Genomic DNA, 26,167 nt, shown 5'->3' with positions numbered 1-26,167 from the left:
GCCGTAACACGCATCATCGAAGGAATCACCATGGCAGAGAACCTGAACCAAACCATCACCGGCGGCGCCAGCGAGCGCAAGCAGGACAAGATCATCGAACTGCGCCCGACCCTGTTCATCGGTATCGGCGGCACGGGCATGCAGGTGCTGATGCGCGTGCGCCGGCGCGTCCTCAATACCCTGTGGGGCGGCGCGGGCAACCGCACGCGCATCGAGGGATTGGCCGACTTTCCCATCGCGCAATTCATCCATTTCGACCTCGACAATGGCGCCGTGATCGAAAGCGGCGAGTCGCAGGCGAAGGACTTGCAGTTCGACCAGGTGAAGTTTACGGACGATGACAAGGTGGTCGAATCGTTCGACATGGACAAGTACAGCCGCGATGAAGACTCGCTGGAAAAATATCCGCATATCAAGGAATGGCTGCCGTTGACGCCGCAGCGCATCCGTGAGTTGCGTTTTGACATGAGCAGCGGCGCCGGCCAGATCCGCGCCGTGTCGCGCCTGTATTTCTTCGACAAGTACGCGAAGATCCGCGACAAGATCCGCTTGAAGCTGAAAGCCTTGAAGGCGGGCCTGTCGCACGAGCGCCAGCTGGCCGAACTGGGCTTGCGCATGGAAACGAACCGTTTCCGCATCGTCATCGTCGGCTCCGTGGCCGGCGGCACGGGTTCCGGTTCCTTCCTCGACATGGGCTTGCTGGCGCGCTGGCTGGCGCGCAGCGAAGTGGGCGCGGCCGACGTCGAGCTGATGCTGTTCTTGCCGACCGGCTACACCAAGGCCAACAAGGACCGGGTCGAGGCCAACGGCTACGCGGCGCTGATGGAGCTGGAATCGGCCATGATGGGCAACAAGGGCTACGTGGGCCGCTGGGATGCGTATGACCGCCCGGAACTGACGCGCGAGCCGTACAGCGAGGTCTACCTGATCGATTCGGGCAATCTGGCCCAGCAGCACACCAAGGATGTCAGCGACGTGTACCACATGGTGGCCGATTCGCTGTTCGAGGATTTCGCCTCGGCCGACTTCGCGCGCGCCAAGCGCTCGATCGCCGTCAACCAGGCGCAGCACAAGAACTCGCTGTACAACGCGCCCGTGCCGCAAGACCGTTTCGGCGACATGCGCCTGTATTTCTCGAAGCGCTTTTCCTCGTTCGGCATGGCCGTGCTCGACACGCGCCAGGAAGCGGCGCGCGACGAGCGGGCCCACCGCTGGGCCGGCGCCATGCTGCAAGCGTTCTTTGGCGTGGGCGGCACGGATGCGGGCGCCAACCGGGCCACGGATACGCAGCGCGATAATTTCCTCGCCGCCAATATGTTCCTGAAGGGCACGCCGTTCAGCGACTTCCCCGAGTTTTCCGACAAGAGCATCGAACTGAAGCGCTCCAGCGGCGACTTCATCGATTTCCGCGTCGTCGACGAATTGCTGGAAGACCGCCACGGCCATTTGCTGGCCGGCGTGGAAAACCGGGTCAATACGCGCATCAACGATATCCGCACGGGCTTTGACCGCAGCGAATGGCCGGCGCAAGTGCGCGATGCCATGAAGCATTTGGAACGCGACGCCGTGCGCGACCAGGATTCCACGGCCGACACGACGGAAGACCGCATCAGCAAGCGCCGCCGCGAAGTGCTGGAAGACGTCAAGAAAGTCGTGCGCGACCAGCTGTATGGTTACCTGGACAACAAGGAATTCGGCGGCCTGGAATACGTGCTGTCCTTGGTGGAGCAGATCAAGGACCGCATCGAGGCGCCTGGCAGCGGCTTGACGGCGCAGATCGGCAACAATGCCGAGCGCTACCGCGAAATCAAGGAAGCCGTGCGTTCGCGCGAATATGAGCGCCTGCTGAACAACCTGGAACAGACGCGCAGCACCTTCGGTTTCCTCAGCAATGGCGAAAAGCAGGCGGGCGTGGTGATGGACCATTTGCGCACGGAAATGGCGAATGCGCTGAAATTCCATCTGCGCGCCAAGGCGGCGGACGAGTCCGTCATCCTGCTGGGCGAACTGTCGCGCTGGCTAGGCAACCGGGTCGGCGTCGATGCGCAAGGCCGCGCGCAGTGGAATGGCCTGGTGGGCGAGCTGCAAACGGGCCGCGAAGGTGTGCTGGCCATGCTGGCCGAATTGAAAACCGCCAACACGATTTTGCAAAAGGACCTGGACAAGGAACACGCGACCCTGATCGTCATTCCTGTCACGGAAAAAGACATCGCGCTGCCGTCGGCGGCCACCTTGCGCCAGTGGGCCGATGAAGCGTTCAAGGACATGGGCGGCTCGAAAGCGCTGTTCCCCATGCTGGGCGAACCGGCGCAACGGGGCTTGATCCTGGCCAAGGTCACGCGCATGGCCGAGAACATGATTGCCACGACCAGCCTGGTGGAAGGCGCGACGAGCACGCCCGACCCGCTGTTCGAAGCGCTGGAACAGATGGATGTGTCCGAACGCCTGGACCGCTTCCGCAAGCTGCTGGCCTGTTCGATGCCGTGGATCGACGCCAACATGGCGGGCGATTTCACGGTCGTGTCGGACCAGTTCAAGTGCGTGATCGGCGTGGCCAACGCGGCCGCCTTCAAGGCGAAGTTCGGCGCCGAGCTCGAATCGTGCGTGCCGACCCAGGTGGGCATCACGGTGAGCCAGCTGGAAATCGTCGAAACGGGCATCCGCGGGCGCGCCGTCTGCTACTGCGAACTGGCCGGCGTGCCGATGACGGTGCTGCGCGGCCTGGAAGGCTGGCGCACCAGTTACCGCAAGGAAGGCGACAACGACAAGGCGCCGACCCACACGCATATCGATCCGACGCAATTCACGCACCCCATCGCACCGAACACGGACGAGATGAAGCGCCTGGCGGAAGACTTTGGCGAATTCCTGCAAGCGATCATGCTGGGCGTGCTGACGCGCCACACGGGTAGGGTCGTGCCGCCGGGCCAGTACCAGTTTGCCGTCGAGCCGGGCGACTTGCGCCGCATCGGCAATGAACGGGCCATCCGCCAGAACGGCATGCCCGCTTCGTACGAGAAAAATATCGCCCTGCGCATCGAGGAAAAATTGACGGCGCTTGACGCCGTGCAGACGGCCGCCATGGCGGCGCTGGCAAAATACTATGAACGCACCGTGTATGCGCCCAAGCTGGTGGCGCAGGCCGATGGTTCGCAACTGCCGTACGTCGGTTTTGGCAGTGCCATTTCCGCCGAAGTGGGCGCGCGCCTGCGCGAATCGGCGCGCCGCAAGGGTATGGCCAGCGATGAGCTCGACCGCACGGTGCAAGCCTTGCTGGGCCGCCTGAAGGAGTGGGCGAACGTCATCGGCGACTCCGACAGCGATGCCTACGACTGGGAAGTGCGCGAGCCGGAAGCGGATGGCCAGCCGCGCCTGAAATACGCGATCAAGGCGGAAATGCTGGAAGCGGGGCGCCTCGAGCAATTGCTGCGCCCGGCCGGCGCGGCATCTGCCCCGGCGGCAGCCGTGTTCGGCATGGCGCCGCCACCGCTGGGCGGCATGCCGCCGCCGCTGGTGGAATACCAGTATTTCCTGGGCATCAATGGCCAGCAGCAGGGACCGTTTACGGCCCAGCAGATCGTGCAGTACGTGCAGGCGGGCCAGGTCGCACCAGGCACCACCAAGGTGTGGCGCGCCGGCTTGCCGGCCTGGGCCGACCTGGCCCAGCTCCCCGAACTGGCGCCCTTGTTTCTCAGCGCGCCGCCACCGTTGATGCCGCCGCCTCTGTGAACGCTGGAATGACGTTGGAATGAAGGATTAGTTTTGGATATTTGCAACAAATGCAAGACGGGTCTGTGGACCGTTGTCAGCCATTGCCCGTACTGCGGTCACGTGGTGGCTGGTGCTGCCCAGCCGGCAGCGGCCGTGCCGCCGCCGCTGCCAGCGCCAGCGCCTGTATCACCGCCAGTAGCGCCCAAGCCGCCGCCCGTGCCGGTGGCGCCGGCGCCTGTGCCTGCACCGAAAGCGCCGCCGAAGCCGGCACCGGTACCGGTACCGCCGCCAGCGCCGCCTGAGCCGGCCCAGCCGAAAGCCGCGCCCAAGCCCGCACCGGCAACTCCACCGGCATCAACCGAACCGCCATCACCGCCGCGCAAGTGGCTGCGCTGGCTGGGCGGCATCGCCGTGCTGGCCTTGGTGATCGTCTACATGAATGGCAAGCCGGGCGGAAAGAATGAATCGGCCTGCAATGACGCCATCGATAGCGGCTTGAAACTGGTAGCGAACGGCAGCCTGGACGGCGCCCGCCAGAAGCTGGCGACGGCGAAGAATGTATGCACGGGCAAGTCCAGCGCCAAGGCGGACGATTTGCAGGCGGCCATCAGCAAGGCCGGTGCCGCGTCCAGCGGTTGCCAGCGCAGCGTGCGCGCCATCGAGCGGGCTATCGATGGCCATCAATTGCAAAGCGCCGCCAAGGGTATCGCCGCGCTCGACATCGATTGCGCGGGCGCTGCCAGCGTGGATTCCTTGCGCAAGCAACTGGCGCGCCAGCAAGCGGCAGCCGCGTCCGTGCTGGTGGGCGTGCGCCAAGCGCTCGATGGCAGGGATGCGACGGCGGCACAAAATGGCATCGCCAGGCTGGAAGCGATCGACCGCGAAGCGGTGGAATTGCCGCAGTTGAAGGCCGATGTGCAGGCGCTGTCGGCGGCCGCGGCGCCTGCGCCCGTTTTAACACCGGCACCAGCCCCGGCGACCGTGTCGACGCCGGCACAGCAGGAACCGGCGCCCGCGCGCGCGGTCGAACGTTCTGCGGTGGCCGAACGCCGTCCGCTGGAAACGTCGCCCGTCGATAGCGGCGCGGCCATGCGCAACGAGATGGCGCAATCGTTTTTGCGCGATGCCGAGCGCTCTTTGCTGGAAGGCAAGTTCGATGCGGCCAAGACGTATCTGGAAAGCGCGCGCCGCGTCGATCCGGGCAATGCGCGCATCGACAATCTGTCGCGCCGCATCCGCGAGCGCGAACGGCAAGTGCTGCAGACGGAAACAACGATCAACTAGCTATCTGGGGAGTCACCATGCTGAACCACACCACCATGCGCGCGGCCGCTGCGCTGACCATCGCGGCCATGCTGGCCGGTTGCGCCACGGCGCCGATGAACCCGAATGGCGTGCGCCAGGACGGTTCCTATTCGCAAGGTGGCGCCCAGGCGGCGACGGATGAGGACCCGTGCAGCGTGGGCACGTCGGCCGCTGCCGGTGCGGCCGTGGGAGCGTTGCTGGGTGCGTTGGCGGGCGGCAAGAATGGCGCGCTGAAGGGGGCGGCCATCGGCGGCGGTCTGGCGGCGGCCGGTTGCCTGGCCATCAATGTCAATTCGCGCCAGACCAAGACGGCGGCGCAGGCGGACCGCGACTACATCCGCACGCGGGGCGCGCTGCCGCGCGAGCCGCAAGTGGTGTCGTACACGCCGCAGCTGAGCGCGTCGACCGTCAAGCGCGGCCAGCCGTTCAAGGTCAATTCCGTGGTGGAGCTGGTCAATGGCAGCGCGCAGAGCGTCAACGACGTGCGCGAAGAGCTGGTGGTGCTCGACCCGCAAGGCCAGCCATTCAAGTCCGGCTCGAAGGCCCTGGCCAGCAACAACAAGTCGGGCGGGCGCTTTGAAAACTCGTTCGAGCTGACCTTGCCGGCCGGCGTGTCGCAAGGCGTGTATGGCGTCAAGACGAATCTGTACGTGAACGGCAAGCTGGCCGCCACGCGCGACTTGCGCACGCAGCTGGTGATGCTGGAGGCGGGCGACGCCGCACCGCAATTGGCGCTGCGTTAGTTAAGCGCCACCCTGATATCCGTGCTGGCGCCAGGCCTCGTAGACGACGACGGCCACCGTATTCGACAGATTCAAACTGCGGTTGTCCGGGCGCATCGGCAGGCGGATGCGCTGCTCTGCTGGAAAGCCGTCGCGCAGGGCCGGGTCCAGGCCTTTCGTTTCCGAGCCGAACACGAATACGTCGCCCGGCAGGAAGGCCACGTCGCCGAACGGGCGCGAGCCGCGCGTCGTCATGGCGAACATGCGGGCCGGGTCGGGCTGGGTGTCGGCCAGGAATGCGTCCCAGTTCTTGTGCACCTTCATGTTGGCGTAATCGTGGTAATCGAGGCCGGCGCGCTTCATCTTGGCATCGTCGAGCGGAAAGCCCAGCGGTTCGACCAGGTGCAGCTGCGCGCCCGTGTTCGCGCACAGGCGGATGACGTTGCCCGTATTGGGCGGGATTTCAGGTTCTACCAAAACAACGTGAAACAAAATGCTCTCCTTATATAAGTGATGCTAGCGTGGCGGCGTGCGCGCCACCACTAATATGCTGACCCTGGCCGCGCCCGCGCTCTTGCAGGCGGCGGCCAGGGCGTTGACGGTATGGCCGCTGCTCATCACGTCGTCGACGATGCCGATATGGCGCCCTTGTAATAACGACACGTGTTCGGGCGCGATGGCGAACGCGTGCGCCAGGTTGGCTTGCCGCTCCTGTGGCGCCACGCCGCTTTGCGCGCGGGTTTCGCGCACCCGCAGCGCCAGGCGGGGCTGTAAAGCTACGTCCATCAGGCGCGCCAGCGGGCGGGCAATTTCCAGCGCCTGGTTAAAGCCCCGCTCGGCCAGCCGGGCCGGGCCCAAGGGCACGGGGCACAGCAGCTGCGGCGCTTCCCACTCTGGTTGTTGCTGAATGGCAACGTGCAGCAGTTCTGCCAACAGGGGCGCCAGCACCAGGCGCGCGCCGAATTTCAGCTGCAGCAGCAACTGGTCGACGGGCGCCGCATAGTCAAACGCCGTGATCGTGGCGTCATACGCGGGCCGCTGGCGCAAACAGCGTCCGCACAGTGTTGCCACATCGTCGAGCGGATTGGCGCACTGGCGGCAGCGGTGGCGCAGTTGCCCGCGTCCTTGCCCCAAGTACTGCGCGCGGCAGGGCGAACACAGCACTTGCGGGCAGCCCATGCCGCACAGCGCGCACTGGGCCGGCAGCACCGTGGCGCCCAGCCACAGCCGCAGCGCCTGCCACGCGGCATCAAGACGGTGCCGGGTGGCGGTCCGCATCGCGATGGCGTCGTTCCATGTACACTGCCGACATTATCTCACCTCACCCGATTCAACATGCCAGTTCCCACCAGTCCGCCCAAAATGAGTGCGCCCATCGATGCGGTGCAAGTACGCGATTTCTTTTCCCGTCCGGCGCGCGTCGCGCCATCGGATTTCCTGCGCCGCGAAGTGTCGGCACGCATGCACGAGCGCCTGGAGCTGGTGAAAATCACGCCGCACCGTGTGCTTGACGCCGGCTGCGGTCCGGGCGCGGACCTGGCGCAGCTGCAAAAGGATTATCCCGCCGCGCAGATTATCGGTCTCGATGCAGCGCAAGCGATGATGCAGGCGGCGCGCGCACCCGCGTCGAAACTGGCCAGCCTGAACCAGTTCCTCAGCAAACTCTTGCCGGCCAAGGCGGGCGTGGATTTGCTGTGCGGCGACCTCGGCGACTTGCCGCTGGCGCAGGGCAGCATCGACCTCGTGTGGTCGAACCTGGCGCTGCACTGGCATGCCCAGCCCGATCGCGTGTTTGCCGAATGGCGGCGCGCGCTGCGCCTCGATGGCTTGCTGATGTTTTCCTGTTTCGGTCCGGACACCTTCCGCGAAGTGCGCGACGCCTTTGCCGAGGCGGACTTGTATCCGCATGCCTTGCCCTTTGTCGACATGCACGACTTTGGCGACATGCTGGTCGAAACGGGCTTTTCCACGCCCGTGCTGGACATGGAGATCATCACGGTGACCTACGATACGGCGGAAAAACTGCTGGCGGACGTGCGCGCCTTTGGCGGCAACCCGCTGACCACGCGCCGGCGCGGCCTGATGGGCAAGGCGGCCTGGCAGCGCATGCTGGCCGCGCTGGAAAAAACGCGCCGCCCCGATGGCAAGCTGGGCCTGAGTTTCGAGGTGATCTATGGCCACGCCTTCCGTCCCGCGCCGCGCGTGACGCGCAACGGGGAAGCCATCATCCGTTTCGACCTGCCGCGCAAACCCAAATAAAAGGGCAAAGAAACCGACACTTGGTCGCCATCTGCGCATGGATGTTGCAACAAGCGTTGCAAAGCGCGCGGCGGCCGGGAGAAGGGCGCGCACAAAGCCGATTATTGCTTGATGGATTCAAGTTTACTTGATTATAATCGTTGATTGTTTGTCAGCTTGTTAAGTAGAAAAAACAAGGGCTGCATACAAAATAAAAAAAACAAAGCAAGACGAATTCGAAGTTACTGCATTAGTATAGTAACCATCTTCCACACGAGGCCATTTCGATGTGGGGAAGAAAAACAGGGTTCCAGCATGGTTGTCCGTCAGCGTTTTAGCGTCGGCAGCCAGCATGGAATTCGCTGGTGCTTGACGCACATGGCCGTATTCTGGCCGTGTTGCTTTCATGGAGGAGCGGCAGCGGTCCAGTACGGAGAAGTCCGCAGCCGTTTAAAATATCATTATTTTTGGGTGGTTGGGGAAAACATGACACATGCAAAGCGACTTCAATCGTTGCTGCTCGGGCTGTCTTTGACAGCGTTTGGCATCGGGCGATGGGCCACGGCGGCACCGGCTGCCGGCACCTATCCCGGCACCGGCGGTCCCGTGCCGTTCGAAATGAATCTGCAACCGCCGGCGACACAGATCGCCCATGAAATCTACGATTTGCACACCCTGATGATGATCATCTGCCTGGTGATCTTCGTGGCTGTGTTCGGCGTCATGTTTTATTCCATCTTCAAGCACCGCAAGTCCCTCGGCCACAAACCGGCCACTTTTCACGAAAGCACCACCGTCGAGATCGCCTGGACCGTCGTGCCTTTCCTGATCGTCATCGGCATGGCCCTGCCTGCCACGCGCACCGTCGTCGGCATGAAGGATACCTCGAACGCCGACATCACCATCAAGGCCACGGGCATGCAGTGGAAATGGGGCTATGACTACCTGAAAGGCGAGGGCGAAGGCATTTCCTTCCTCTCCAACCTGGCCACGCCGCGCTCGCAAGTGGGTGCGCCAGGCGCGCCGCCGACGGAAAAACGGGGCGAAAACTACCTGATCGAAGTCGATAACGAAGTCGTCGTGCCGGTCAACAAGAAGATCCGAGTGGTGCTGACAGCCAACGACGTCATCCACGCCTGGTCCGTGCCCGCCTTTGGCGTCAAGCAGGATGCGATTCCCGGTTTCGTGCGCGACACCTGGTTCAAGGCTGACCATATCGGCACCTTCCGCGGCAATTGCGCCGAGCTGTGCGGCAAGGAACACGCGTTCATGCCCATCGTCGTCAAGGTCGTATCAGCCGATGACTACAAGGCCTGGGTTGATGTAAAACAAAAGGAAATGGCGGCATTGGCTGATGATCCTAGCAAGGTGTGGACCATCGACGAATTGAAAGTCAAGGGCGAGAAAGTGTATGCGGCCAACTGCGTGGTCTGCCACCAGGCGACAGGCAAGGGCGTGCCAGGTGCGTTTGCGCCGCTGGACGGATCGGCCGTGGTGAACGGTCCGAAAGCGGACCAGATCCACGTCTTGCTGAACGGGCAAAAGAGCGGCAAGTATCCCGCTGAAATGCCAGCCTGGAAACAGCTGTCCGACACGGAAATTGCCGCAGTGATCACTTACACGCGCAATTCCTGGTCGAACAAGGCCGCAGAGAACATCGTTCAACCAGCCGAAATCGTGGCTGCACGCAAGTAATTAGGAGCCGCATATGAGTACTAGCACGAGCACCTTGGACCACGCCGGTCACGACCACGACCATGCCCACGACCACCCGACTGGCTACCGCCGCTGGCTGTTTGCCACCAACCACAAGGATATCGGTACCCTGTATCTGTGGTTCTCGTTCATCATGCTGCTGTCGGGCGGCGTGCTGGCCCTGATGATCCGTACGGAACTGTTTCATCCAGGCCTGCAATTTTTCCACCCTGAATTTTTCAACCAGCTGACCACCATGCACGGCCTGGTGATGGTGTTTGGCGCCATCATGCCGGCCTTCGTCGGCTACGCCAACTGGATGATCCCGCTGCAAGTGGGCGCGTCCGACATGGCGTTTGCCCGCATGAACAACTTCTCGTTCTGGCTGCTGCCGCCGGCCGCGCTGCTGCTGGCCACGTCCTTCCTCGTGCCGGGCGGCGCCACGGCTGCCGGCTGGACCCTGTATGCGCCGCTGTCGACGCAGATGGGCCCTGGCATGGACATGGCCATTTTCGCCATGCACCTGATGGGCGCCTCGTCCATCATGGGTTCGATCAACATCATCGTCACCATCCTGAACATGCGCGCGCCGGGCATGACCCTGATGAAAATGCCGATGTTCTGCTGGACCTGGCTCATTACCGCGTATCTGCTGATCGCCGTCATGCCCGTGCTGGCTGGCGCCATCACCATGACCCTGACGGACCGCCATTTCGGCACCTCCTTCTTTAATGCGGCCGGCGGCGGCGACCCCGTCATGTACCAGCACATCTTCTGGTTCTTCGGCCACCCAGAGGTCTACATCATGATTCTGCCGGCCTTCGGCATCGTCTCGCAGATCCTGCCTGCGTTTGCCCGCAAGCCTTTGTTCGGCTACGCCTCGATGGTGTACGCGACGGCCTCGATCGCGATCCTGTCCTTCATCGTCTGGGCGCACCACATGTTTACCACCGGCATGCCGGTGACCAGCCAGCTGTTCTTCATGTACGCGACCATGCTGATCGCCGTGCCGACGGGCGTGAAAGTGTTCAACTGGATCGCCACGATGTGGAAGGGTTCCATGACGTTCGAGACGCCGATGCTGTTCTCGGTCGGCTTCATCTTCGTGTTTACCATGGGCGGCTTCACGGGCCTGATCCTGGCCGTCACGCCGATCGACATCCAGCTGCAGGATACCTATTATGTGGTGGCGCATTTCCACTATGTGCTGGTGGCCGGTTCGCTGTTTGCCCTGTTCGCCGGCTTCTACTACTGGTCGCCGAAATGGACGGGCCACATGTACAACGAGACGCGCGGCAAGATCCACTTCTGGCTGTCCCTGATCACCTTCAACGTGACCTTCTTCCCGATGCACTTCCTGGGCCTGGCCGGCATGCCGCGCCGCTACGCCGACTATCCGGCGCAGTTCACGGACTTCAACATGATCGCCTCGATCGGCGGCTTCGGTTTCGGCCTGATGCAGGTGTACTTCCTGTTCTTCGTGGTCTTGCCGACCATCCGCGGCGGCAAGGCTGCGCCGGCGAAACCTTGGGAAGGCGCGGAAGGCCTGGAATGGACCGTGCCGAGCCCGGCGCCATTCCACACGTTTGAAACGCCGCCGACAGTGAAATAAGGTATCCCGGGCCGGCGTGTTGCGCGGCCCGTCTTGAATAAAGTGCCTGTCATGACCGAACGTAAAAAACCGAACAACCTGCGTACCGGGCTGATACTGGGGGCCCTGGCGGCCTTCTTCTTCCTGTCCGTGTTCGTCAAGCGCATGTGGCTCTGACGTGACGACGCCCCACCAACAGGAAACACGCGGCCTGAACCGCAAGATGCTGGGCAAGCTGCTCGTCATTGCCGTGCTGATGTTCGGCTTTGGCTATGCCCTGATCCCGGTCTACAAGCAGATTTGCGAAGTGATGGGCATCAACGTGCTGACGCAAAAAGATGGCACGGTAGCTTACGACAACAATACGCAGGTCGACACGACGCGCAGCATCACCGTCGAGTTCGACGGCAATGCGCAGGGGCCATGGCGCTTCCGCCCCACCGTGTCGAGCATGCAGGTGCATCCGGGCGAACTGGTGACCGTCATGTATGAAGTGGTCAACACGCAAAACCGCGTCGTCAACGCGCAAGCCATCCCCAGCTATGCGCCGCAAAGCGCCACGCCGCATTTCAAGAAGGTCGAGTGCTTCTGCTTTAAGCAGCAGACCTTGAAGGCCAATGAAGCGCGGCAGATGCCAGTGGTGTTCTTCCTCGATCCGGCCCTGCCGAAAGAGGTGAAGACCATCACCCTGTCGTACACGTTTTTCGAGATCGCCGGTCTGAGCCAGGCTCAGACGCCGGCCGTCCAATAGGAGAGTGGCATGGGCGAATCCAAGCAGCCGGAAAAAGCGTCGTTCCTGTATTCGCTGCGGGCCGTCGTGTGGTCGTTCACGGGCTTGCGCCGCAAGAGCGATTTCGACACGGATTCGGCCAAGCTCAATCCCGTGCACATCGTCATCGCCGGCTTCCTGGTGGTGGCTTGCCTGATCGGCATCCTGATTTCAATTGTTAAATTCGTCGTTTTATAAATTATAAAAAACCACCCTATAAGTTTTTGAGGAGATGATGATGAGTTCCAACCACGCCGCCGTACCTTATTATTTCGTGCCCGGCCCGTCGCGCTGGCCCATGCTGGGCGGCGCCAGTCTGCTGCTGACCATGATCGGCGCCTCGGCCTGGGTCAACGACGTCTTCTGGGGCCCGTACGTGAATTACCTGGGCATCGCCGGCATCTTGCTGGTGCTGTATTTCTGGTTCGGCGACGCCATCAGCGAATCGGAACAGGGCCTGTACAGCGAGCGCATCGACCACTCTTTCCGCTGGAGCATGAGCTGGTTCATCTTTTCGGAAGTCATGTTCTTCGCCGCCTTCTTTGGCGCCCTGTTCTATGCGCGCAGCATCTCGATGCCATGGCTGGCCGACCTCGACCACAAGGTGATCTGGCCCGATTTCGCCGCCCAGTGGGGCAATACGGGCCCGGCCGGCACGGTGCAGGAATTCACCACCATGACGCCGTTCTGGATTCCAACCATCAATACGGCTTTGCTGCTGCTGTCGGGTGTCACGTTGACCATCTCGCACCACGCGCTGCGCGCCGGCCACCGCGGCATGACGGCCCTGTTCCTGTTCGCCACGATCTTGCTGGGCGCCATCTTCATGGGCTTCCAGGTCTACGAATACATGCACGCCTACAGCGAACTGAACTTGAAATTGACGTCCGGCATCTACGGCGCCACCTTCTTCATGCTGACGGGTTTCCACGGCTTCCACGTGACCCTGGGCGCCATCATGCTGTCCGTCATCCTGTACCGCGTGCTGAAAGGCCACTTCACGCCCGAACACCACTTCGGCTTCGAAGGCGCCGCCTGGTACTGGCACTTTGTCGACGTCGTCTGGCTGGGCCTGTACGTGGTCGTGTATTGGTTATAATGGCGGGGCAGGGCGCGCGTACTTGAAGCGTGCGCCGGCACCATAAAAAAAAGCCGTACCGGGACATCCTGGGTACGGCTTTTTTCTTAGTTTAAGAATTTTGCTAACCAAGCAACGTCGTTAGCACCGGGGTCAGTCCCTGCGGGATCGGAATCCGCCCCATTGAGATGCATTCCCCCGCGGGTCTGACCCCAGCATTTAATGTATTCCCGTGGGCTGGATATAGCCCAGATGATGCGCCAGCAGGATCAGCAAAAACAGGGTGATCGACAAGCCCACGCGCAGGGCCAGCGCCTGCACGGTGCGGTTGCTCTTGCCCTTGTCGCGCATGAGGAAGAACAGGGCCGAGCCCAGGCTGCCCAGGATCAGGATGAAGGCGATGGCAACGAGGATTTTCATGGATGGTAGCGCCAGGCTTGAGGAGGTTTCATTGTAATGCGTATCCGCTTCCATTTTAGATGGATTCCATTTGTTGTAATGCTGCTACTGGTAGCCCTGGGCGTGTCGCTGGCGCAATGGCAGCAGCGCCGAGGCGATGAAAAAGTCGCCCGCGCCGCCAGACTCGCCGCGGGCAACCAGGCCGCGCCCCTGGCATTGACGGCCGCGCCGATGCTGCCGACCGACGCGCAAGTGATCGAATATCGCCGCGTTACCGTCACGGGCCATTTCGTGCCCGCCTGGACGGTGTACCTGGACAATCGTCCCTACAAGGGCCAGGCCGGCTTTCACGTGCTCACGCCATTCCAGATCGACGGTTCCCAGATGCACGTGCTGGTGGCACAGGGCTGGTTGCCGCGCAACAATGCCGAGCGCACGCGCATTCCCGATTACGCCACGCCCACGGGCACGGTGACGATTTCCGGCATCGCGCGCCTGAACGCGGGCCATGTGATGGAACTGGGCACGGCGCCGGCCCTGGCGCCGCACGCCATCGTGCAAAATGCCGATATCGGCCAGCTGGCACAGGCCAGCGGCCTGGTCTTGCAGCCTTTCATTCTCGAACAAACAGTCGACGGAGCAACGGCGCCTGCGTCCAGCCAGCTTCCCGTGCGCGACTGGCCGGCGCCCGACCTGGGCGCGGACAAGCACCGCGGCTATGCCTTCCAGTGGTACGCACTGGCACTGATGGCTTTTTTATTTTTTGTCTTTACAGGATTTCGACGTGCAAACAAACAACCCTGAAGCAACGCAAGACAGCGCCAATAAACAGGCACAAAATACGGGACGCTGGAAACTGCTGGCCGTCGTGGCCGTGTGCGCGTTTCCCATCATCGCCTCGTATTTCACGTACTACATCATCAAACCCACGGGCCGCAATAATTACGGCGCCCTGATCGACCCGCGTTTGCATCCGATTCCCGAAGAACAATTGCACGTGACGGAACTGGACGGCAAGGCGTCGCCGCTGGCGCAATTCAAGGGCAAGTGGGTGCTGCTGCAGACGGGGCCATCCGATTGCCAGGAAGCATGCAAGAAGCAATTGTTTGACATGCAACAACTGCGTCTCATGCAGGGCAAGGAACGCGAGCGCCTGGAACGGGTCTGGCTGGTGACGGATGCCCAGCCGCTCGATACGCTCGTGATGCGCGAATTCGATGGCACCAGCATGTTGCGCGTCAATGGCGACGCCTTGAAAGCCTGGCTGCCCGTGGAGCCGGGCGGCAAGACCAGCGACCATTTGTATTTGATCGATCCGCTGGGCAATCTGATGATGCGCTTCCCGAAAGACGCGGACCCGAACAAGATCAAGAAAGACATCGCCAAGCTGCTCAAAGCTTCGGCGATCGGTTGAGGAGTCTGCATGCCGACGATGCATCTCTCCGCGCTGGCCCAGCTGGGCTTGACGGGTCTGCTGGTGGCGCTGCTGCCGCTGACCATGGTCTGGGTGTCCGCGGACGCCAATAAATACCGCAAGCTCGTGTGGATCGCCGTCTTTTTGACGGTCGACCTGATCATGTTTGGCGGCTTTACGCGCCTGTCCGATTCCGGCCTGGGCTGCCCGGACTGGCCCGGCTGCTATGGCTCGGCAAATCCTTTCCTTGCGCACGAGCATATCGTCGCGGCGGAAACGCTGATGCCGACGGGGCCCGTGACGGTGGTGAAAGCGTGGATCGAAATGACGCACCGCTACCTGGCCATGGCCATAGGCGTGCTGATCGTGGCGATGATGGTGCAGGCGTGGCGCCAGTGGAAGAAAAGCCGCCGCGCGGAATTCGCGCCCGCGCTGCCGACGGCGCTGTTTTTGTTCGTCTGCCTGCAAGGTGCGTTCGGCGCCTGGACCGTCACCCTGAAACTGCAGCCCGTGATCGTCACCATCCACTTGCTGCTGGGCATGGGCTTGCTGGCCATGCTCACATGGCTGGGCGGGCGCCAGGATCATGCCGTGAAACCCTTGCTGCGCGCCGATGCGGACGCTGCCGTGCTGCGTCCCGTGCGTGCGCTGGCCATCTTTTCGCTGGTGCTGTTGACGGTGCAGATCGCGCTGGGCGGCTGGGTGAGCACCAACTACGCCACCCTGGCCTGCACGGATTTCCCCCTGTGCGGCGGCAAGGTGATTCCGGAGATGGATTTCGAGCATGGCTTCCATCTGTGGCGCGAGCTGGGCAAGACGGCCGCCGGCCATTACTTGCCGTTTTCCGCGCTGACGGCCATCCACTGGGTACACCGCAATTTCGCCTTCATCGTGCTCGCCGGCATCGGCTATACGGTGTTTCGCGCATGGAAGCTGCCGTCCTTGCGCGGCACGGCCCGCTGGGTTGCGCTGGTGCTGGCCCTGCAGGCGGCAACGGGCCTGGCGACCATCTACCTGAGCTGGCCATTGTCGATTGCCGTCATGCATAACGGCGGGGCGGCGCTGCTCGTGTTATTGCTGACCATGTTAAACTACAAGGCTAAATTCCAACTCGATGTTGCGCGCAATGTTAAGCGCGCTTGCGCCTCCGCGCCAGTGCCCTCGGCACCAGCCAGTCCTTCCCGTATCGCATAAATGACTACTCAGACCATCAGCCGTAAACCATCCCCCCGCATCGCCCAGTATTGGGCGCTGACCAAGCCTCGCGTGACGCAACTGGCCGTGTTTTGCGCCGTCATCGGCATGTTCCTGGCCAGCGAGGAGTTGCCCGACTGGCACGCGGTGGTGTTCGGCACCGTCGGTATCTGGCTGCTGGCCGGCGCCGCGTTTGCCGTCAATTGCCTGGCCGAGCGCGAGATTGATGCGCGCATGGCCCGCACGGCGCGCCGTCCGATGGCCATGGGCGACATCACGGTGAAGCAGACGGTGGTGTTCGCGCTGGTGATCGGTGGCCTGGGCATGGCGATTCTGTATCACCTCGTCAATCCGCTGACCATGTGGCTGACCTTTGTCACCTTTGTCGGCTATGCCCTGATCTACACCATGGTGCTGAAACCCGCTACGCCGCAAAACATCGTCATCGGCGGCCTGTCCGGCGCCATGCCGCCCGCGCTGGGCTGGGCCGCCGTCGCCAACGACGTGCCGATGCAGGCGTGGCTGCTGGTCCTGATCATTTTCGTGTGGACGCCGCCGCACTTCTGGGCCCTGGCCATGTACCGGCGCGACGATTATGCGCGCTCGGGCCTGCCCATGCTGCCCGTCACGCACGGCATGCAATTCACGCAATTTCACGTCTGGCTGTACTCGATCGCGCTTGCCGCCACCACCTTGCTGCCGTACGCCGTGCGCATGAGCGGCCTGATCTATCTGGCTTCGGCCGTGGTGCTCAACGCCGGCTTCCTGTATTACGCGTGGAAGATGTACCGCCACTACACGGACTTGATCGCGCGCAAGGCTTTTACGTTTTCCATCATCTACCTGGCATTGCTGTTCGCGGCCTTGCTGGTCGACCACTACATTCCTCTCGGCACATGAAAAAATACCTGACCCTGTTGTTGGCGGCCGCGCTGGTCGCCGTCCTGGCCGGCTGCGGCAAGCCTGCCGCGACCAAGCTGGCCTTCAAGAACACGGACGTGACGGGCCTCGGCTACGCGCGCGAGTTCGCGCTGACGGACCACACGGGCCACCCGCGCACCCTGGCCGACTACAAGGGCAAGCTGGTGCTGATGTTCTTCGGCTACACGCAATGCCCGGACGTGTGCCCTACCACCATGGCCGACATGGCCCAGGTGATGCAGGAAATGGGCCCGCAGGCGGACCAGGTGCAAGTGCTGTTCGTCACCGTCGACCCCGAGCGCGACACGCAGGAATTGCTGGCGCAGTATGTGCCGGCCTTCGACAAGCGCTTCGTGGGCCTGTATGGCGACGCTGCCGCGACGGCCAAGGTGGCCAAGGAATTCAAGGTGTATTACGCCAAGGTCGAGGGCGAGACGGACAGCAGCTATACGGTCGACCACACGGCCGGCACCTATGTGTTCGACCGCGAAGGCAAGATTCGCCTGTTCGTGCGCCACGGCGAAAAGCCTGCCGCCATCGCGCACGATCTTAAACTTCTGCTATCCTGATCCGGTCGCGCCCCCAGGCGCCATCTTCAGGATATGCAGTACATGGACAAACGTTTCGAGCCGCACGCCCGCCTGGCAGCCATCATCTTTTTGTTGATCGGCTGCTTTTTCGTCTTGCGGCCCTTCTTGGCCGCCATGCTGTTTGCCGCCTGCGTGGGCATTTCCAGCTGGCCTTTGTACCTGCTGCTGCTGGAACGCCTGAAGGGACGGCGCAACTGGGCGGCCGCCATCATGACCCTGTCGCTGCTGCTCGTCATCGTGCTGCCGCTGGCCCTCGTCACCTACAACCTAGCCGACAATGTGTCGCGCATCTATGAACAGTTGCGCGCCGCGCTGGAATCGGGCGGCCTGCATCCGCCGGCCTGGCTGGCCAGCATTCCCGTGGTGGGCGAAACCATCGCTGGCTACGTGGAACGCCTGCTCGCTGACCGCGAGGAATTACTCAATTTGGGCAAGACCATGCTGGAGCCGGCGCGCCACTTCCTCGCTTCCGGCGGCATCCTGCTGGGTACGGGCCTGGCGCAGACCAGCCTGGCCGTGTTCGTCAGCTTCTTTCTCTACCGCGACGGCCAGCAACTGAGCCGCGCTCTGATGACGGGCGCCGGCCGCATCATCGGCGACAGCGCGCCGGGCGTGGGCCTGACCATCAGCCGCACCGTGCGCGGCGTCATGTACGGCTTGCTGGGCACGGCGCTGGCGCAAGCGCTGGTGGCCGTGGTGGGCTTTTTGATCGCCGGCGTGCCGGCTGTGGCGCTGCTGGGCGTGGCCACCTTCATCTTTTCGCTGATCCCCGTGGGCCCGCCCCTGATCTGGGGTGGCGCCGCCATCTGGCTCTTCAATGACGGCCAGACGGGCTGGGGCATCTTCATGCTGGTGTGGGGGGGATTGCTGATCAGCGGCGTGGATAACGTGGTGAAACCCATGCTGATCAGCCGCGGCAGCAGCCTGCCGTTCCTGTTGGTGCTGCTCGGCGTGCTGGGCGGTGTGCTGGCCTTCGGCTTCGTCGGCATTTTTATCGGTCCGACCCTGCTGGCGGTGCTGTACAGCTTGCTGCAAACGTGGACGGTGGGCGAGACCACCGTGCCGCAGGGCAAAGATACCCTGACGAGCAAGAAGTAATTAATCTCTTAAATCGGCGTCCAGGTCCCGTTCCTGCTTCGGGATCACTTTAATGAGCACGATGCGGGGCCCGTTCATCTTCTTGACAACGATGTCGAAGTCGACAAAGGTGATGCGCTGGCCCTGCTTCGGAATGTCACCGAGCTTGACCATGATCAAGCCGCCCACCGATTCCACGTCGTCCAGCCCCAGTTCCTCGTTTTCGATATCGATGCCGAGGATGCGTTCGAGCGAGAAGATGGGCAAGCTGGCCTTGCCGATCAGGGTGCCGTCGCTTTGCTTGAGCCAGTCGTTTTCATTGCGGCGGAATTCATCGCGGATTTCACCGACCATGGCGCCGAGCAAGTTATCCAGGGTAATGAACCCCAGCGGGCGCTTGCCCTTTTCGCCGATCAGGGCGAAGTGGGGCGCGCCGTCGCGAAAGCGCCGGAACAGTTCCAATGCCGGCGTGCGCGCGGAAATGATGTCCACGGGACGCAAAAACGGCGTGAGCGAGGTGATCGGTTTGCCTGCTTGCTGGGCAAAGAACAGATCCTTGAGGTGCACGACGCCGAGCACGTCGTCTTCATTTGTGTCGAAATACGGGTAGCGGCTGAAGCGGTTGCGCAGCACCGTGTCGAGGTTTTCTTCCAGCGTGTTCGACGCGTGCAGGGCGATCACTTCATTGATCGGGCGCATCAGGTCCGACACCGTCATCTGTTCGAAATCGAGCGATTGGGCCAGGATGTTGCGTTCGTCGCGCGTAAACTTCTCGCCGGGCTGGCTGGTGCGCAGGATCAGTTTCAGTTCTTCGGACGAATAATGGGCGTCGTGGCCGCCCTTGCCGGACAGGCCCGCCAGGCGCAGCACCCAGTTGGCGCTGGCGTTGAGCAGGTAGATGGCCGGGTACATGGCCCAGTAAAAGCCGTAAAGGGGGATCGCGCTCCACAGGCCGACGGCTTCCGGGTTGCGGATGGCCATCGATTTGGGCGCCAGTTCGCCCACGACGATATGCAGGAAGGAAATCACGCTGAAGGCGACGACGAAGGAGACGCCATGGATCAGCTCTTGCGAGGTGACGCCGATGGCGCCGAACAGCGGCTCGAGCAGGCCGGCGAACGCCGGTTCGCCGACCCAGCCCAGGCCCAGCGACGCGAGGGTGATGCCCAGCTGGCAGGCGGACAGGTAGGCGTCCAGCTGGCCATGCACCTTGGCCAGGATGCGGCCCCGCAGTCCCTGCGTCTTGGCGATGGCGCGGATGCGCGTGCGCCGCAATGTGACGATGCCAAATTCGGCGGCAACAAAAAAACCGTTCAGCGCGACCAGGAAGAGGGCGAGCAGGACTAGCAAGACATTGTGCATGGGGGCGCTGAAGATGGGCTGGTAAAACGTCATCTTAAACGACGAAGGGCGCCATAGCCTAATTTTGCCGCGCGCCACCCCGCCAGGGACGGGCGCGGGGACGCTGGCCTTACGCTTTGGCGGCCGTTTGCGGTCCGCCGCGCATGGCAAAGACCATGACGGCCGAGACGATGGCGGGAATGGCGACGACGAGGAAAATCGTGCTGTTGGGCCAGTTCAGGCGGATCAACTCGCCACCGAGCACGGGGCCGATGATGGAACCGATGCGGCCCACGCCCAGGCTCCAGCCGATGCCCGTCGAGCGCAAGGTGGTCGGATAGTAGCTGGCCGCCAGGGCGTTGACGGCCGGCTGGCCGCCCACCACGCAAAAGCCGGCGATGAAGATCGTGATGAACAGGAACGCCAGCGACACGTCCGGACGGCCGATCAGAGCAATGGCCACGGCGGCGACCAGGAAGCATGGCAGCAGGATGCGGCGGAAGCTGGAGCGGTCGATCAGCTGGCCCATGACGAGGGTGCCGATGGTGCCGCCCACTTGCAGGGCCGTGCCGGCCAGCACGGCGTTCGCCGTCGACAAGCCCGCTTCCTTGGCGATCGTCGGCAGCCAGTTCGACAGGAAATACAAGTTCAGCAAGTTCATGAAGTTGATGACCCACAGCAGTATCGTCATCTTGGCGCGGCCGCCTGTAAACAATTGCAGCACGGGCGCGCCCTTGTGTTCCTTCTCATGCACGACGTATTGCGTGTCGGCCGTGATGGTCACTGTCGGATCGATGCGTTTCAGCCATTGCGCCACTTTATCCAGCTTGCGTTTCTTGAGCACGAGGAATTGCATCGATTCCGGCAGCAGGAAGAACATCAGTACGCCGATGACCAGCGGCACCACGCCGCCCACGTAAAACACGGATTGCCAGCCGAAGGCGGGAATCAGCGCGGCGGACAATAAACCGCCCAGCACGGCGCCCAGGGTAAAACCGCACGAGACCAGCATCATCAGGGTGACTTTCTTGCGCAGGGGGCTGTATTCGCCGGCCAGCGCCATGGCGTTCGGCATCACGGCGCCCAGGCCCAGTCCCGTGATGAAACGGATCAGTTGCAATTGCTCGATGGTCGTTGCCAGCGGCGTGACCAGCATGCACAGGGAAAAGAAGATGGTCGAGCCGATCAGCACGGGGCGGCGGCCGAACTTGTCGGCCGTGATGCTGAACACGAGCGAGCCGACCAGCATGCCCAGCAGGCCCGCGCCAAACACGGGACCCAGGTTGGCCTTGCTCACATGCCAGTCGGCAATGATGGCGGGCGCCACATAGCCCATCGCCTGCACGTCGAAGCCATCCATGATGACGCACAGCCCGCACAGGATCAGCATGCCGATCTGGAAGGAGCCGATCTTGTTGTTATTGATGAGATCGGGAATATCGATCGTCTTGCCTGCCATGGACATGGTGCCGCTCCTGTTTTTTATGGTAATCGCGCCCTTCCGGCGAGGGCTGGGCGCGTGTTTGTCTCAGGCTTTATTACAATCGCTTTTGATTGATTATTCAAACGTTATTTTCGAATGGATTTATCAGATTTCCTTGTTAATCTTTGTCGTCCTCTGGATGGCCGCCAGGATCACGTCGAGCGCCGGGTGCATGATCTTGCGCTCGTTCGAGATGACGTAAAACTGTTCGCGCAGGGACGAGGCGTCGCCGACCAGCACGGCGCCGAATTGTTCCTCGATATCGGCCGCCAGGCTGGCGGAGGCGAAGAACAGGCCCAGGCCCTTGCGGCCAAACGCGTTGAGCATGGCGTTGTCCTCGAATTCGCCGACCACGTCGGGACGCACGCCTTGCTGCACCATCCATTCGTCGATGCGTCCGCGCAAGGCGTTATTGCGCGCGGGCAGTAGAAACGGTGCGCCGTGCAGGCTGTGCGGGAAATTGCCGCGGTACTGTTCGGCCAGCGCGGGGATGCCGAACAGCTTCATGGCGCTCTCTCCCCACAGGTGGCTGGACACGCGCAGGCTGGCGCCGGCCGGTACGGCACGGTCCGTCAAGACCAGGTCCAGCTTGTGCAGGGCCAGGTCGGCCAGCAGGGATTCGAATTCGTCTTCCAGGCACACGAGCTTGATGGGCTGGTCCAGGCTGCGCGTGGCGTCGAGCATGCGATACGCCATCAGTTTCGGCAGGGAATCGGAAATGCCCACCGTCAGGCGCATCTTTTCCGCATCCGCATCGGCCAGCGCATCCTGCATCTGCTCGCCCAAGAGAAAAATCTGGTCCGCATAGCCGAGCGCCAGGCGGCCCGCTTCCGTCGGCACCAAACGCCGTCCCTGCGGCTGCAGCAGCGAGCGGCCCAGCTCCTTTTCCAGCAGGGCCAGCTGGGTGCTGATGGTTTGCACGGCCAGTCCCAGCCGTTCAGCCGCGCGCGTCACGCCGCCTTCCTTGGCGACCACCCAAAAGAAGTACAAATGGCGGTAATTGAAGCCCGTGGTTTTCATCGCTGCATCCTCTATCTTCTGTTTTTACGAAGTAATACTTCCATTATCTTCTATTTTTAAATGTGTCACACATCCCTATACTACGTTCCATTGAATTTGGATAAAGGGGAACTATCGATGAAACATTTCAGAGTGTCATTTTTAGTGACATTTATCTGCCTGGGCATTTCCGCCTGGTGGGGTTACACGCACGGTGGCGTGCAGACGATGCTGGCGGCGCTCGGTATCGCGGTGATCCTGGGCGTGATGGAAGTCTCGCTGTCGTTTGACAACGCGGTGGTCAATGCTTCGGTGCTGAAGAACTGGGACAAGTTCTGGCAGGGCCTGTTCCTGGGCGTCGGCATCATCATCGCCGTGTTCGGTATGCGTCTGGTGTTCCCGCTGGTCATCGTGGCGCAAGCGGCTGACCTGGGCTTGATGGAAGTATGGAATCTGGCACTGAGCAATCCTGAACAGTACTCGATGCACCTGACGAACCACCATGCGGAAGTGGCGGCCTTCGGCGGCATCTTCCTGCTGCTGGTGTTCCTGAACTTCCTGCTGGACGACGAAAAAGAAACGCACTGGCTGGGCCGTATTGAAGAAAAACTGGGCGCGCTGGGCAAGATATCCTCGATTTCCGTGATGATCGCGCTGGGCACCCTGATGGCCAGCCTGTCGATGATCGAAGAAGGCCAGAAACTGGTGGTCCTGACGGCCGGCCTGTGGGGCATCCTGACCTACGTGGGCGTCGATGTGGTCAGCGGCTTGCTGGAAGGCGATAACGGCGACGGCAACGTGGGCGACATCGTCAAGCGTGGCGGTATCGGCGGCTTCCTGTACCTGGAAGTGCTCGACGCTTCGTTCAGCTTTGACGGCGTGATCGGCGCGTTTGCCATCACCAAGGATGTCGTGATCATCATGCTGGGCCTGGCTATCGGCGCGATGTTCGTGCGGTCGATGACGGTGTTCCTGGTGCGCAAGGGTACGCTCGACGAGTTCGTTTATCTGGAGCACGGCGCGCACTATGCGATCGGTATCCTGGCCGTGATCATGTTGGTCAGCATGAAGTTCCACATTCCCGAGATCTTCACGGGTCTGATCGGCGTGGCCTTCATTCTCGCCTCGCTGTGGTCGTCGATCCGCTACAAGCGCAGGATGGCGCTTGAAGAAGGCCCGACGGAAGCGCTGGAAGCGGTCAAGGCAACAGCAGTGTAAAGAATGCGCGGCAAACGACTACACCCGTTTGCCGGCAAGTTGTAGCAAGCGTCGCCGCCGGCCTGGGGAGTCAGGCCGGTGGAGGACGCCAGGTGTTTGGTGATACACAACCCACATAGGAGAAACACATCATGGCAATCAGTCTGCAAAAAGGCGGCAACGTCAACCTGAGCAAAGAAGCTCCCGGCATCTCGAAGATGATCATCGGCCTGGGCTGGGATGCCCGCGCCACCGATGGCGCCGCGTTCGACATCGACGGCTCCGTGTTCCTGTTGAAGGCCGACGGCAAGGTTCGCGCCGACGTCGACATGATTTTCTACAACAACCTGAAATCGAGCGACGGTTCCGTCACCCACTCGGGCGACAACACCACCGGCGCCGGCGATGGCGATGATGAAACCGTCATCGTCGACCTGGCCACGGTGCCAGCCGAGATCGACAAGATCGCCGTCTGCGTGACGATTCACGATGCCGAAGCGCGCAAGCAAAACTTTGGTATGGTATCGAAGGCGTACGTACGCTGCGTGAATGCCAACGGCAACACGGAAATCGCCCGCTTCGACCTGTCGGAAGACGGTTCGGCGGAAACGGCGATGGTCTTTGGTGAAATCTACCGCAATGGCGCCGATTGGAAATTCAAGGCCATCGGCCAGGGTTATAAAGGCGGTCTGGGCCCACTGGCTGCCTCCTTTGGTGTCGGTGTTTAAGTTGTAAGCAGTCAAGGCGGTCCGCTGTATGGACCGCCCCCATCATTACTGAGTTGAGGAAGGAACAGGTATGCCAGTTTTCAATATTACCGGGGACGTCGACCCGTTCCTGCATGTGTCGCTTGCCAAGGGCGAGAAGATTTATTGCGAATCCAATGCGATGGTGATGATGGAAACCAATCTTGAGCTGAAAGGCAAGATGACTGGCGGCATAGGCGCCGCGCTGATGCGCACCTTTGCCAACGGGGAATCGTTCTTTCAGCAGCATATCGAAGCCATGCGGGGCGACGGCGACTGTCTGCTGTCGCCTACCTTGCCTGGCGCGATGCGGGTGCTCGAGGTGGGCGCCCAGCAATACATGATCAGCGACGGCGCCTTCGTGGCGGCCAGTGCTGGCGTGGAATTGAAGGTGCGCACGCAGAGCCTTGGCAATGCGCTGTTTGCCCAGAGCGGTGGTTTTTTCATTACCGAGACGGCAGGCAGCGGCCAGTTGGCGGTGTCCGGTTTTGGCGCGATGTCGATACTGGAAGTGACGCCGGGCAAGGACGTGGTGATCGATAACTCGCACGTCGTGTGCTGGGACAACCGCCTGCAATACGAAATTTCCATGACGACCGGCAGCAGCGGCGGCTTTCTGGGGAACCTGATCAACAGCCAGACCAGCGGCGAGGGCGTAGTGCTGAAGTTTTCAGGCACGGGAAAAATCCTCGTGTGCTCGCGCAACCGCGCGGCCTTCCTCGCCTGGACCCAAAGCAAGCCGGCGTAACTAATATTTGATGTAACCAAGCAAACAGGAGCTATGCGTATGTCTGTCAATTTGAGCAAGGGCCAGAAGATTTCTCTGGACAAAGAAGCTGGTACCACCCTGACCCGTATCACCATGGGCCTGGGCTGGGATGCGGCCAAGACCAAGGGTTTCCTCGGTTTCGGTTCGAAGACGGAAGCCGTCGACCTGGACGCGTCGTGCGTCATGTTCGATGAAAACAAGAGCACATCCGACATCGTCTGGTTCCGCCAGCTGAAAAGCAAGGACGGCAGTATCGTCCACACGGGCGACAACCGCACGGGCGCGGGCGATGGCGACGACGAACAGATCAATGTCGATCTGTCGAAAGTGCCGGCGCACGTGAAAAGCCTCGTCTTTACCGTCAACAGCTTTACTGGCCAGAACTTCTCGCAGGTGGAAAACGCCTATTGCCGCATCTTGAATGCCAGCAATAACCAGGAAGTCGCGCGTTTCAACCTGTCTGTGCAAGGTAGCCACACGGCACAGATCATGGCCAAGCTGTACCGCCATAACGGCGAATGGAAGATGCACGCCATCGGAGAAAACGGCAACGGTCGCACCTTTGACGACTTGATGCCGCAAATCTCCGTGCATCTATAAGGAGCAGTACGCAGCGGGCGGGGGACGGACCGGATACCGGCCCTTGTCCGCTGCTCTATTTTGAAGGAGAGTATGTCGTGATGCGATTGCTGATAGCCTTGCTACTTCCGTGTCTCACGTTTTTCATGCTGGGGCGCCCGCTGGCCGGTGCCGCCGCCTTGATCTTGCAGTGCACTGTGATCGGCTGGGCGCCGGCGGCCCTGTGGGCCCTGTACACGGTGAACCAGCATAAAACGGAGCAGGAACTGGAAGGTGCGTTAAGCCGCAGCTACATGCGCAGGCGTAGTCGGTTGATCTAAATCAGCCGGGCGCTTGGAATCCTTGCGCT

At 61.8% G+C, this 26,167-nt stretch carries 27 protein-coding genes; 21 read left to right on the top strand and 6 right to left on the bottom strand.

Translation table 11 applies throughout. The features are described 5' to 3' along the window. The first annotated feature begins 30 nt into the window (after positions 1-30). The 3 genes from ASN89_RS21960 to ASN89_RS21945 are packed head-to-tail and all read left to right on the top strand — an operon-like array spanning position 31 to position 5,759. Positions 31-3,729 carry a tubulin-like doman-containing protein gene (locus ASN89_RS21960; protein WP_058050749.1) on the top strand — a complete coding sequence of 1,233 codons (3,699 nt, stop codon included), beginning with the start codon at positions 31-33 and terminating at the stop codon, positions 3,727-3,729. Positions 3,730-3,762: 33 nt separating this feature from the next. After that, complete coding sequence (locus ASN89_RS21950; RefSeq protein WP_152988646.1) at positions 3,763-4,995, top strand: hypothetical protein; 1,233 nt, start codon at positions 3,763-3,765, stop codon at positions 4,993-4,995. Positions 4,996-5,012: 17 nt separating this feature from the next. Next, a complete protein-coding gene (locus ASN89_RS21945; RefSeq protein ID WP_058050746.1) occupies positions 5,013-5,759 on the top strand; it encodes a hypothetical protein in 747 nt (248 codons plus the stop codon). Here the strand turns inward: ASN89_RS21945 and trmL are convergent, their stop codons facing one another. Together trmL and ASN89_RS21935 are read right to left on the bottom strand one after the other, a co-directional pair. Beyond that, a complete protein-coding gene (trmL, locus tag ASN89_RS21940; RefSeq protein ID WP_058050745.1) occupies positions 5,760-6,230 on the bottom strand; it encodes a tRNA (uridine(34)/cytosine(34)/5-carboxymethylaminomethyluridine(34)-2'-O)-methyltransferase TrmL in 471 nt (156 codons plus the stop codon). Positions 6,231-6,254: 24 nt separating this feature from the next. Continuing rightward, positions 6,255-7,016, bottom strand: a complete 762-nt coding sequence (locus ASN89_RS21935) for a ComF family protein (RefSeq protein ID WP_058050744.1) — start codon at positions 7,014-7,016, stop codon at positions 6,255-6,257. A gap of 57 nt (positions 7,017-7,073) precedes the next feature. Here ASN89_RS21935 and ASN89_RS21930 point away from each other — a divergent pair, with 57 nt between their 5' ends. From ASN89_RS21930 to ASN89_RS21905, 7 genes are all read left to right on the top strand, one after another. After that, on the top strand, positions 7,074-7,997 hold the full coding sequence (locus ASN89_RS21930; RefSeq protein ID WP_034749015.1) for a methyltransferase domain-containing protein: 924 nt from the start codon (positions 7,074-7,076) through the stop codon (positions 7,995-7,997). Between the two features lie 465 nt (positions 7,998-8,462). Next, on the top strand, positions 8,463-9,671 hold the full coding sequence (gene coxB / locus ASN89_RS21925; RefSeq protein ID WP_058050743.1) for a cytochrome c oxidase subunit II: 1,209 nt from the start codon (positions 8,463-8,465) through the stop codon (positions 9,669-9,671). A 13-nt stretch (positions 9,672-9,684) separates the two neighbouring features. After that, the gene (gene ctaD / locus ASN89_RS21920; RefSeq protein ID WP_034749009.1) at positions 9,685-11,283 is read left to right on the top strand and encodes a cytochrome c oxidase subunit I; all 1,599 of its coding nucleotides are present in this window, start codon (positions 9,685-9,687) and stop codon (positions 11,281-11,283) included. Between the two features lie 51 nt (positions 11,284-11,334). Continuing rightward, the gene (locus tag ASN89_RS29560; protein WP_211551746.1) at positions 11,335-11,439 is read left to right on the top strand and encodes a cytochrome oxidase small assembly protein; all 105 of its coding nucleotides are present in this window, start codon (positions 11,335-11,337) and stop codon (positions 11,437-11,439) included. A 1-nt stretch (position 11,440) separates the two neighbouring features. After that, the gene (locus tag ASN89_RS21915; protein ID WP_082654690.1) at positions 11,441-12,013 is read left to right on the top strand and encodes a cytochrome c oxidase assembly protein; all 573 of its coding nucleotides are present in this window, start codon (positions 11,441-11,443) and stop codon (positions 12,011-12,013) included. A gap of 9 nt (positions 12,014-12,022) precedes the next feature. Then, positions 12,023-12,229, top strand: coding sequence for a DUF2970 domain-containing protein (locus ASN89_RS21910; RefSeq protein ID WP_034749002.1), 207 nt, complete (start codon positions 12,023-12,025; stop codon positions 12,227-12,229). Between the two features lie 40 nt (positions 12,230-12,269). After that, positions 12,270-13,130 (top strand): cytochrome c oxidase subunit 3, encoded by an 861-nt coding sequence (locus ASN89_RS21905; protein ID WP_058050742.1) that lies wholly within the window; start codon positions 12,270-12,272, stop codon positions 13,128-13,130. A gap of 198 nt (positions 13,131-13,328) precedes the next feature. Here ASN89_RS21905 and ASN89_RS21900 read toward each other — a convergent pair whose 3' ends face one another. Then, entirely contained in the window at positions 13,329-13,529 is a 201-nt protein-coding gene (locus ASN89_RS21900) for a twin transmembrane helix small protein (protein ID WP_046683386.1), read from the bottom strand. A 36-nt stretch (positions 13,530-13,565) separates the two neighbouring features. Here ASN89_RS21900 and ASN89_RS21895 point away from each other — a divergent pair, with 36 nt between their 5' ends. The 6 genes from ASN89_RS21895 to ASN89_RS21870 are packed head-to-tail and all read left to right on the top strand — an operon-like array spanning position 13,566 to position 18,725. Next, entirely contained in the window at positions 13,566-14,312 is a 747-nt protein-coding gene (locus ASN89_RS21895; RefSeq protein ID WP_058050741.1) for an SURF1 family protein, read from the top strand. Continuing rightward, positions 14,293-14,922 (top strand): SCO family protein, encoded by a 630-nt coding sequence (locus tag ASN89_RS21890; RefSeq protein WP_058050740.1) that lies wholly within the window; start codon positions 14,293-14,295, stop codon positions 14,920-14,922. Before ASN89_RS21895 ends, ASN89_RS21890 begins: the two co-directional genes overlap by 20 nt. A gap of 18 nt (positions 14,923-14,940) precedes the next feature. Continuing rightward, positions 14,941-16,116: a COX15/CtaA family protein gene (locus tag ASN89_RS21885; RefSeq protein WP_058050778.1), complete on the top strand. Its 1,176-nt coding sequence runs from the start codon at positions 14,941-14,943 to the stop codon at positions 16,114-16,116. Next, positions 16,117-17,016 carry a heme o synthase gene (gene cyoE / locus ASN89_RS21880; RefSeq protein ID WP_046683383.1) on the top strand — a complete coding sequence of 300 codons (900 nt, stop codon included), beginning with the start codon at positions 16,117-16,119 and terminating at the stop codon, positions 17,014-17,016. Then, positions 17,013-17,606 (top strand): SCO family protein, encoded by a 594-nt coding sequence (locus tag ASN89_RS21875; protein WP_058050739.1) that lies wholly within the window; start codon positions 17,013-17,015, stop codon positions 17,604-17,606. Before cyoE ends, ASN89_RS21875 begins: the two co-directional genes overlap by 4 nt. Before the next feature lie 42 nt (positions 17,607-17,648). Further along, on the top strand, positions 17,649-18,725 hold the full coding sequence (locus ASN89_RS21870) for an AI-2E family transporter (RefSeq protein ID WP_046683518.1): 1,077 nt from the start codon (positions 17,649-17,651) through the stop codon (positions 18,723-18,725). Here the strand turns inward: ASN89_RS21870 and ASN89_RS21865 are convergent, their stop codons facing one another. The 3 genes from ASN89_RS21865 to nhaR all read right to left on the bottom strand — a co-directional run bounded on the left by ASN89_RS21865 (position 18,726) and on the right by nhaR (position 22,548). Then, a complete protein-coding gene (locus ASN89_RS21865; protein WP_046683517.1) occupies positions 18,726-20,066 on the bottom strand; it encodes a hemolysin family protein in 1,341 nt (446 codons plus the stop codon). Between the two features lie 109 nt (positions 20,067-20,175). Continuing rightward, positions 20,176-21,510: an MFS transporter gene (locus ASN89_RS21860; RefSeq protein ID WP_138828921.1), complete on the bottom strand. Its 1,335-nt coding sequence runs from the start codon at positions 21,508-21,510 to the stop codon at positions 20,176-20,178. A gap of 123 nt (positions 21,511-21,633) precedes the next feature. Then, positions 21,634-22,548 carry a transcriptional activator NhaR gene (gene nhaR, locus ASN89_RS21855; protein ID WP_058050738.1) on the bottom strand — a complete coding sequence of 305 codons (915 nt, stop codon included), beginning with the start codon at positions 22,546-22,548 and terminating at the stop codon, positions 21,634-21,636. Positions 22,549-22,665: 117 nt separating this feature from the next. Here nhaR and ASN89_RS21850 point away from each other — a divergent pair, with 117 nt between their 5' ends. The 5 genes from ASN89_RS21850 (at position 22,666) to ASN89_RS21830 (ending at position 26,138) form a co-directional block, all read left to right on the top strand. After that, positions 22,666-23,745: a DUF475 domain-containing protein gene (locus ASN89_RS21850; RefSeq protein WP_046683380.1), complete on the top strand. Its 1,080-nt coding sequence runs from the start codon at positions 22,666-22,668 to the stop codon at positions 23,743-23,745. Positions 23,746-23,876: 131 nt separating this feature from the next. Further along, the gene (locus ASN89_RS21845) at positions 23,877-24,452 is read left to right on the top strand and encodes a TerD family protein (protein WP_034784897.1); all 576 of its coding nucleotides are present in this window, start codon (positions 23,877-23,879) and stop codon (positions 24,450-24,452) included. Between the two features lie 70 nt (positions 24,453-24,522). Further along, on the top strand, positions 24,523-25,218 hold the full coding sequence (locus ASN89_RS21840; RefSeq protein WP_058050737.1) for a TIGR00266 family protein: 696 nt from the start codon (positions 24,523-24,525) through the stop codon (positions 25,216-25,218). Between the two features lie 39 nt (positions 25,219-25,257). Beyond that, positions 25,258-25,839, top strand: coding sequence for a TerD family protein (locus ASN89_RS21835; protein WP_046683378.1), 582 nt, complete (start codon positions 25,258-25,260; stop codon positions 25,837-25,839). A gap of 80 nt (positions 25,840-25,919) precedes the next feature. Next, positions 25,920-26,138, top strand: coding sequence for a hypothetical protein (locus ASN89_RS21830; protein ID WP_034784905.1), 219 nt, complete (start codon positions 25,920-25,922; stop codon positions 26,136-26,138). The last annotated feature ends 29 nt before the right edge of the window (positions 26,139-26,167 follow it).

The organism is Janthinobacterium sp. Ant5-2-1 (assembly GCF_001445815.1).
Lineage (GTDB): Bacteria > Pseudomonadota > Gammaproteobacteria > Burkholderiales > Burkholderiaceae_D > Janthinobacterium > Janthinobacterium lividum_E.
Note: the sequence above shows the minus strand (reverse complement) of the source record. Positions and strands in the feature narration are given on the sequence as shown.

Excerpts from the sequence above, each read along its gene's own strand:
- ASN89_RS21885 (WP_058050778.1), top strand. The coding sequence starts at position 14,941 with ATGCATCTCTCCGCGCTGGCCCAGCTGGGCTTGACGGGTCTGCTGGTG.
- ASN89_RS21900 (WP_046683386.1), bottom strand. The coding sequence starts at position 13,529 with ATGAAAATCCTCGTTGCCATCGCCTTCATCCTGATCCTGGGCAGCCTG.
- ASN89_RS21935 (WP_058050744.1), bottom strand. The coding sequence starts at position 7,016 with ATGCGGACCGCCACCCGGCACCGTCTTGATGCCGCGTGGCAGGCGCTG.
- ASN89_RS21860 (WP_138828921.1), bottom strand. The coding sequence starts at position 21,510 with ATGTCCATGGCAGGCAAGACGATCGATATTCCCGATCTCATCAATAAC.
- ASN89_RS21945 (WP_058050746.1), top strand. The coding sequence starts at position 5,013 with ATGCTGAACCACACCACCATGCGCGCGGCCGCTGCGCTGACCATCGCG.
- ASN89_RS21840 (WP_058050737.1), top strand. The coding sequence starts at position 24,523 with ATGCCAGTTTTCAATATTACCGGGGACGTCGACCCGTTCCTGCATGTG.
- ASN89_RS21875 (WP_058050739.1), top strand. The coding sequence starts at position 17,013 with ATGAAAAAATACCTGACCCTGTTGTTGGCGGCCGCGCTGGTCGCCGTC.
- ASN89_RS21960 (WP_058050749.1), top strand. The coding sequence starts at position 31 with ATGGCAGAGAACCTGAACCAAACCATCACCGGCGGCGCCAGCGAGCGC.
- ASN89_RS21850 (WP_046683380.1), top strand. The coding sequence starts at position 22,666 with ATGAAACATTTCAGAGTGTCATTTTTAGTGACATTTATCTGCCTGGGC.
- ASN89_RS21930 (WP_034749015.1), top strand. The coding sequence starts at position 7,074 with ATGCCAGTTCCCACCAGTCCGCCCAAAATGAGTGCGCCCATCGATGCG.
- ASN89_RS21910 (WP_034749002.1), top strand. The coding sequence starts at position 12,023 with ATGGGCGAATCCAAGCAGCCGGAAAAAGCGTCGTTCCTGTATTCGCTG.
- ASN89_RS21830 (WP_034784905.1), top strand. The coding sequence starts at position 25,920 with ATGCGATTGCTGATAGCCTTGCTACTTCCGTGTCTCACGTTTTTCATG.
- cyoE (WP_046683383.1), top strand. The coding sequence starts at position 16,117 with ATGACTACTCAGACCATCAGCCGTAAACCATCCCCCCGCATCGCCCAG.
- ASN89_RS21835 (WP_046683378.1), top strand. The coding sequence starts at position 25,258 with ATGTCTGTCAATTTGAGCAAGGGCCAGAAGATTTCTCTGGACAAAGAA.
- ASN89_RS21895 (WP_058050741.1), top strand. The coding sequence starts at position 13,566 with ATGCGTATCCGCTTCCATTTTAGATGGATTCCATTTGTTGTAATGCTG.
- nhaR (WP_058050738.1), bottom strand. The coding sequence starts at position 22,548 with ATGAAAACCACGGGCTTCAATTACCGCCATTTGTACTTCTTTTGGGTG.
- ASN89_RS21865 (WP_046683517.1), bottom strand. The coding sequence starts at position 20,066 with ATGCACAATGTCTTGCTAGTCCTGCTCGCCCTCTTCCTGGTCGCGCTG.
- ctaD (WP_034749009.1), top strand. The coding sequence starts at position 9,685 with ATGAGTACTAGCACGAGCACCTTGGACCACGCCGGTCACGACCACGAC.
- ASN89_RS21845 (WP_034784897.1), top strand. The coding sequence starts at position 23,877 with ATGGCAATCAGTCTGCAAAAAGGCGGCAACGTCAACCTGAGCAAAGAA.
- coxB (WP_058050743.1), top strand. The coding sequence starts at position 8,463 with ATGACACATGCAAAGCGACTTCAATCGTTGCTGCTCGGGCTGTCTTTG.
- ASN89_RS21870 (WP_046683518.1), top strand. The coding sequence starts at position 17,649 with ATGGACAAACGTTTCGAGCCGCACGCCCGCCTGGCAGCCATCATCTTT.
- ASN89_RS29560 (WP_211551746.1), top strand. The coding sequence starts at position 11,335 with ATGACCGAACGTAAAAAACCGAACAACCTGCGTACCGGGCTGATACTG.
- ASN89_RS21905 (WP_058050742.1), top strand. The coding sequence starts at position 12,270 with ATGAGTTCCAACCACGCCGCCGTACCTTATTATTTCGTGCCCGGCCCG.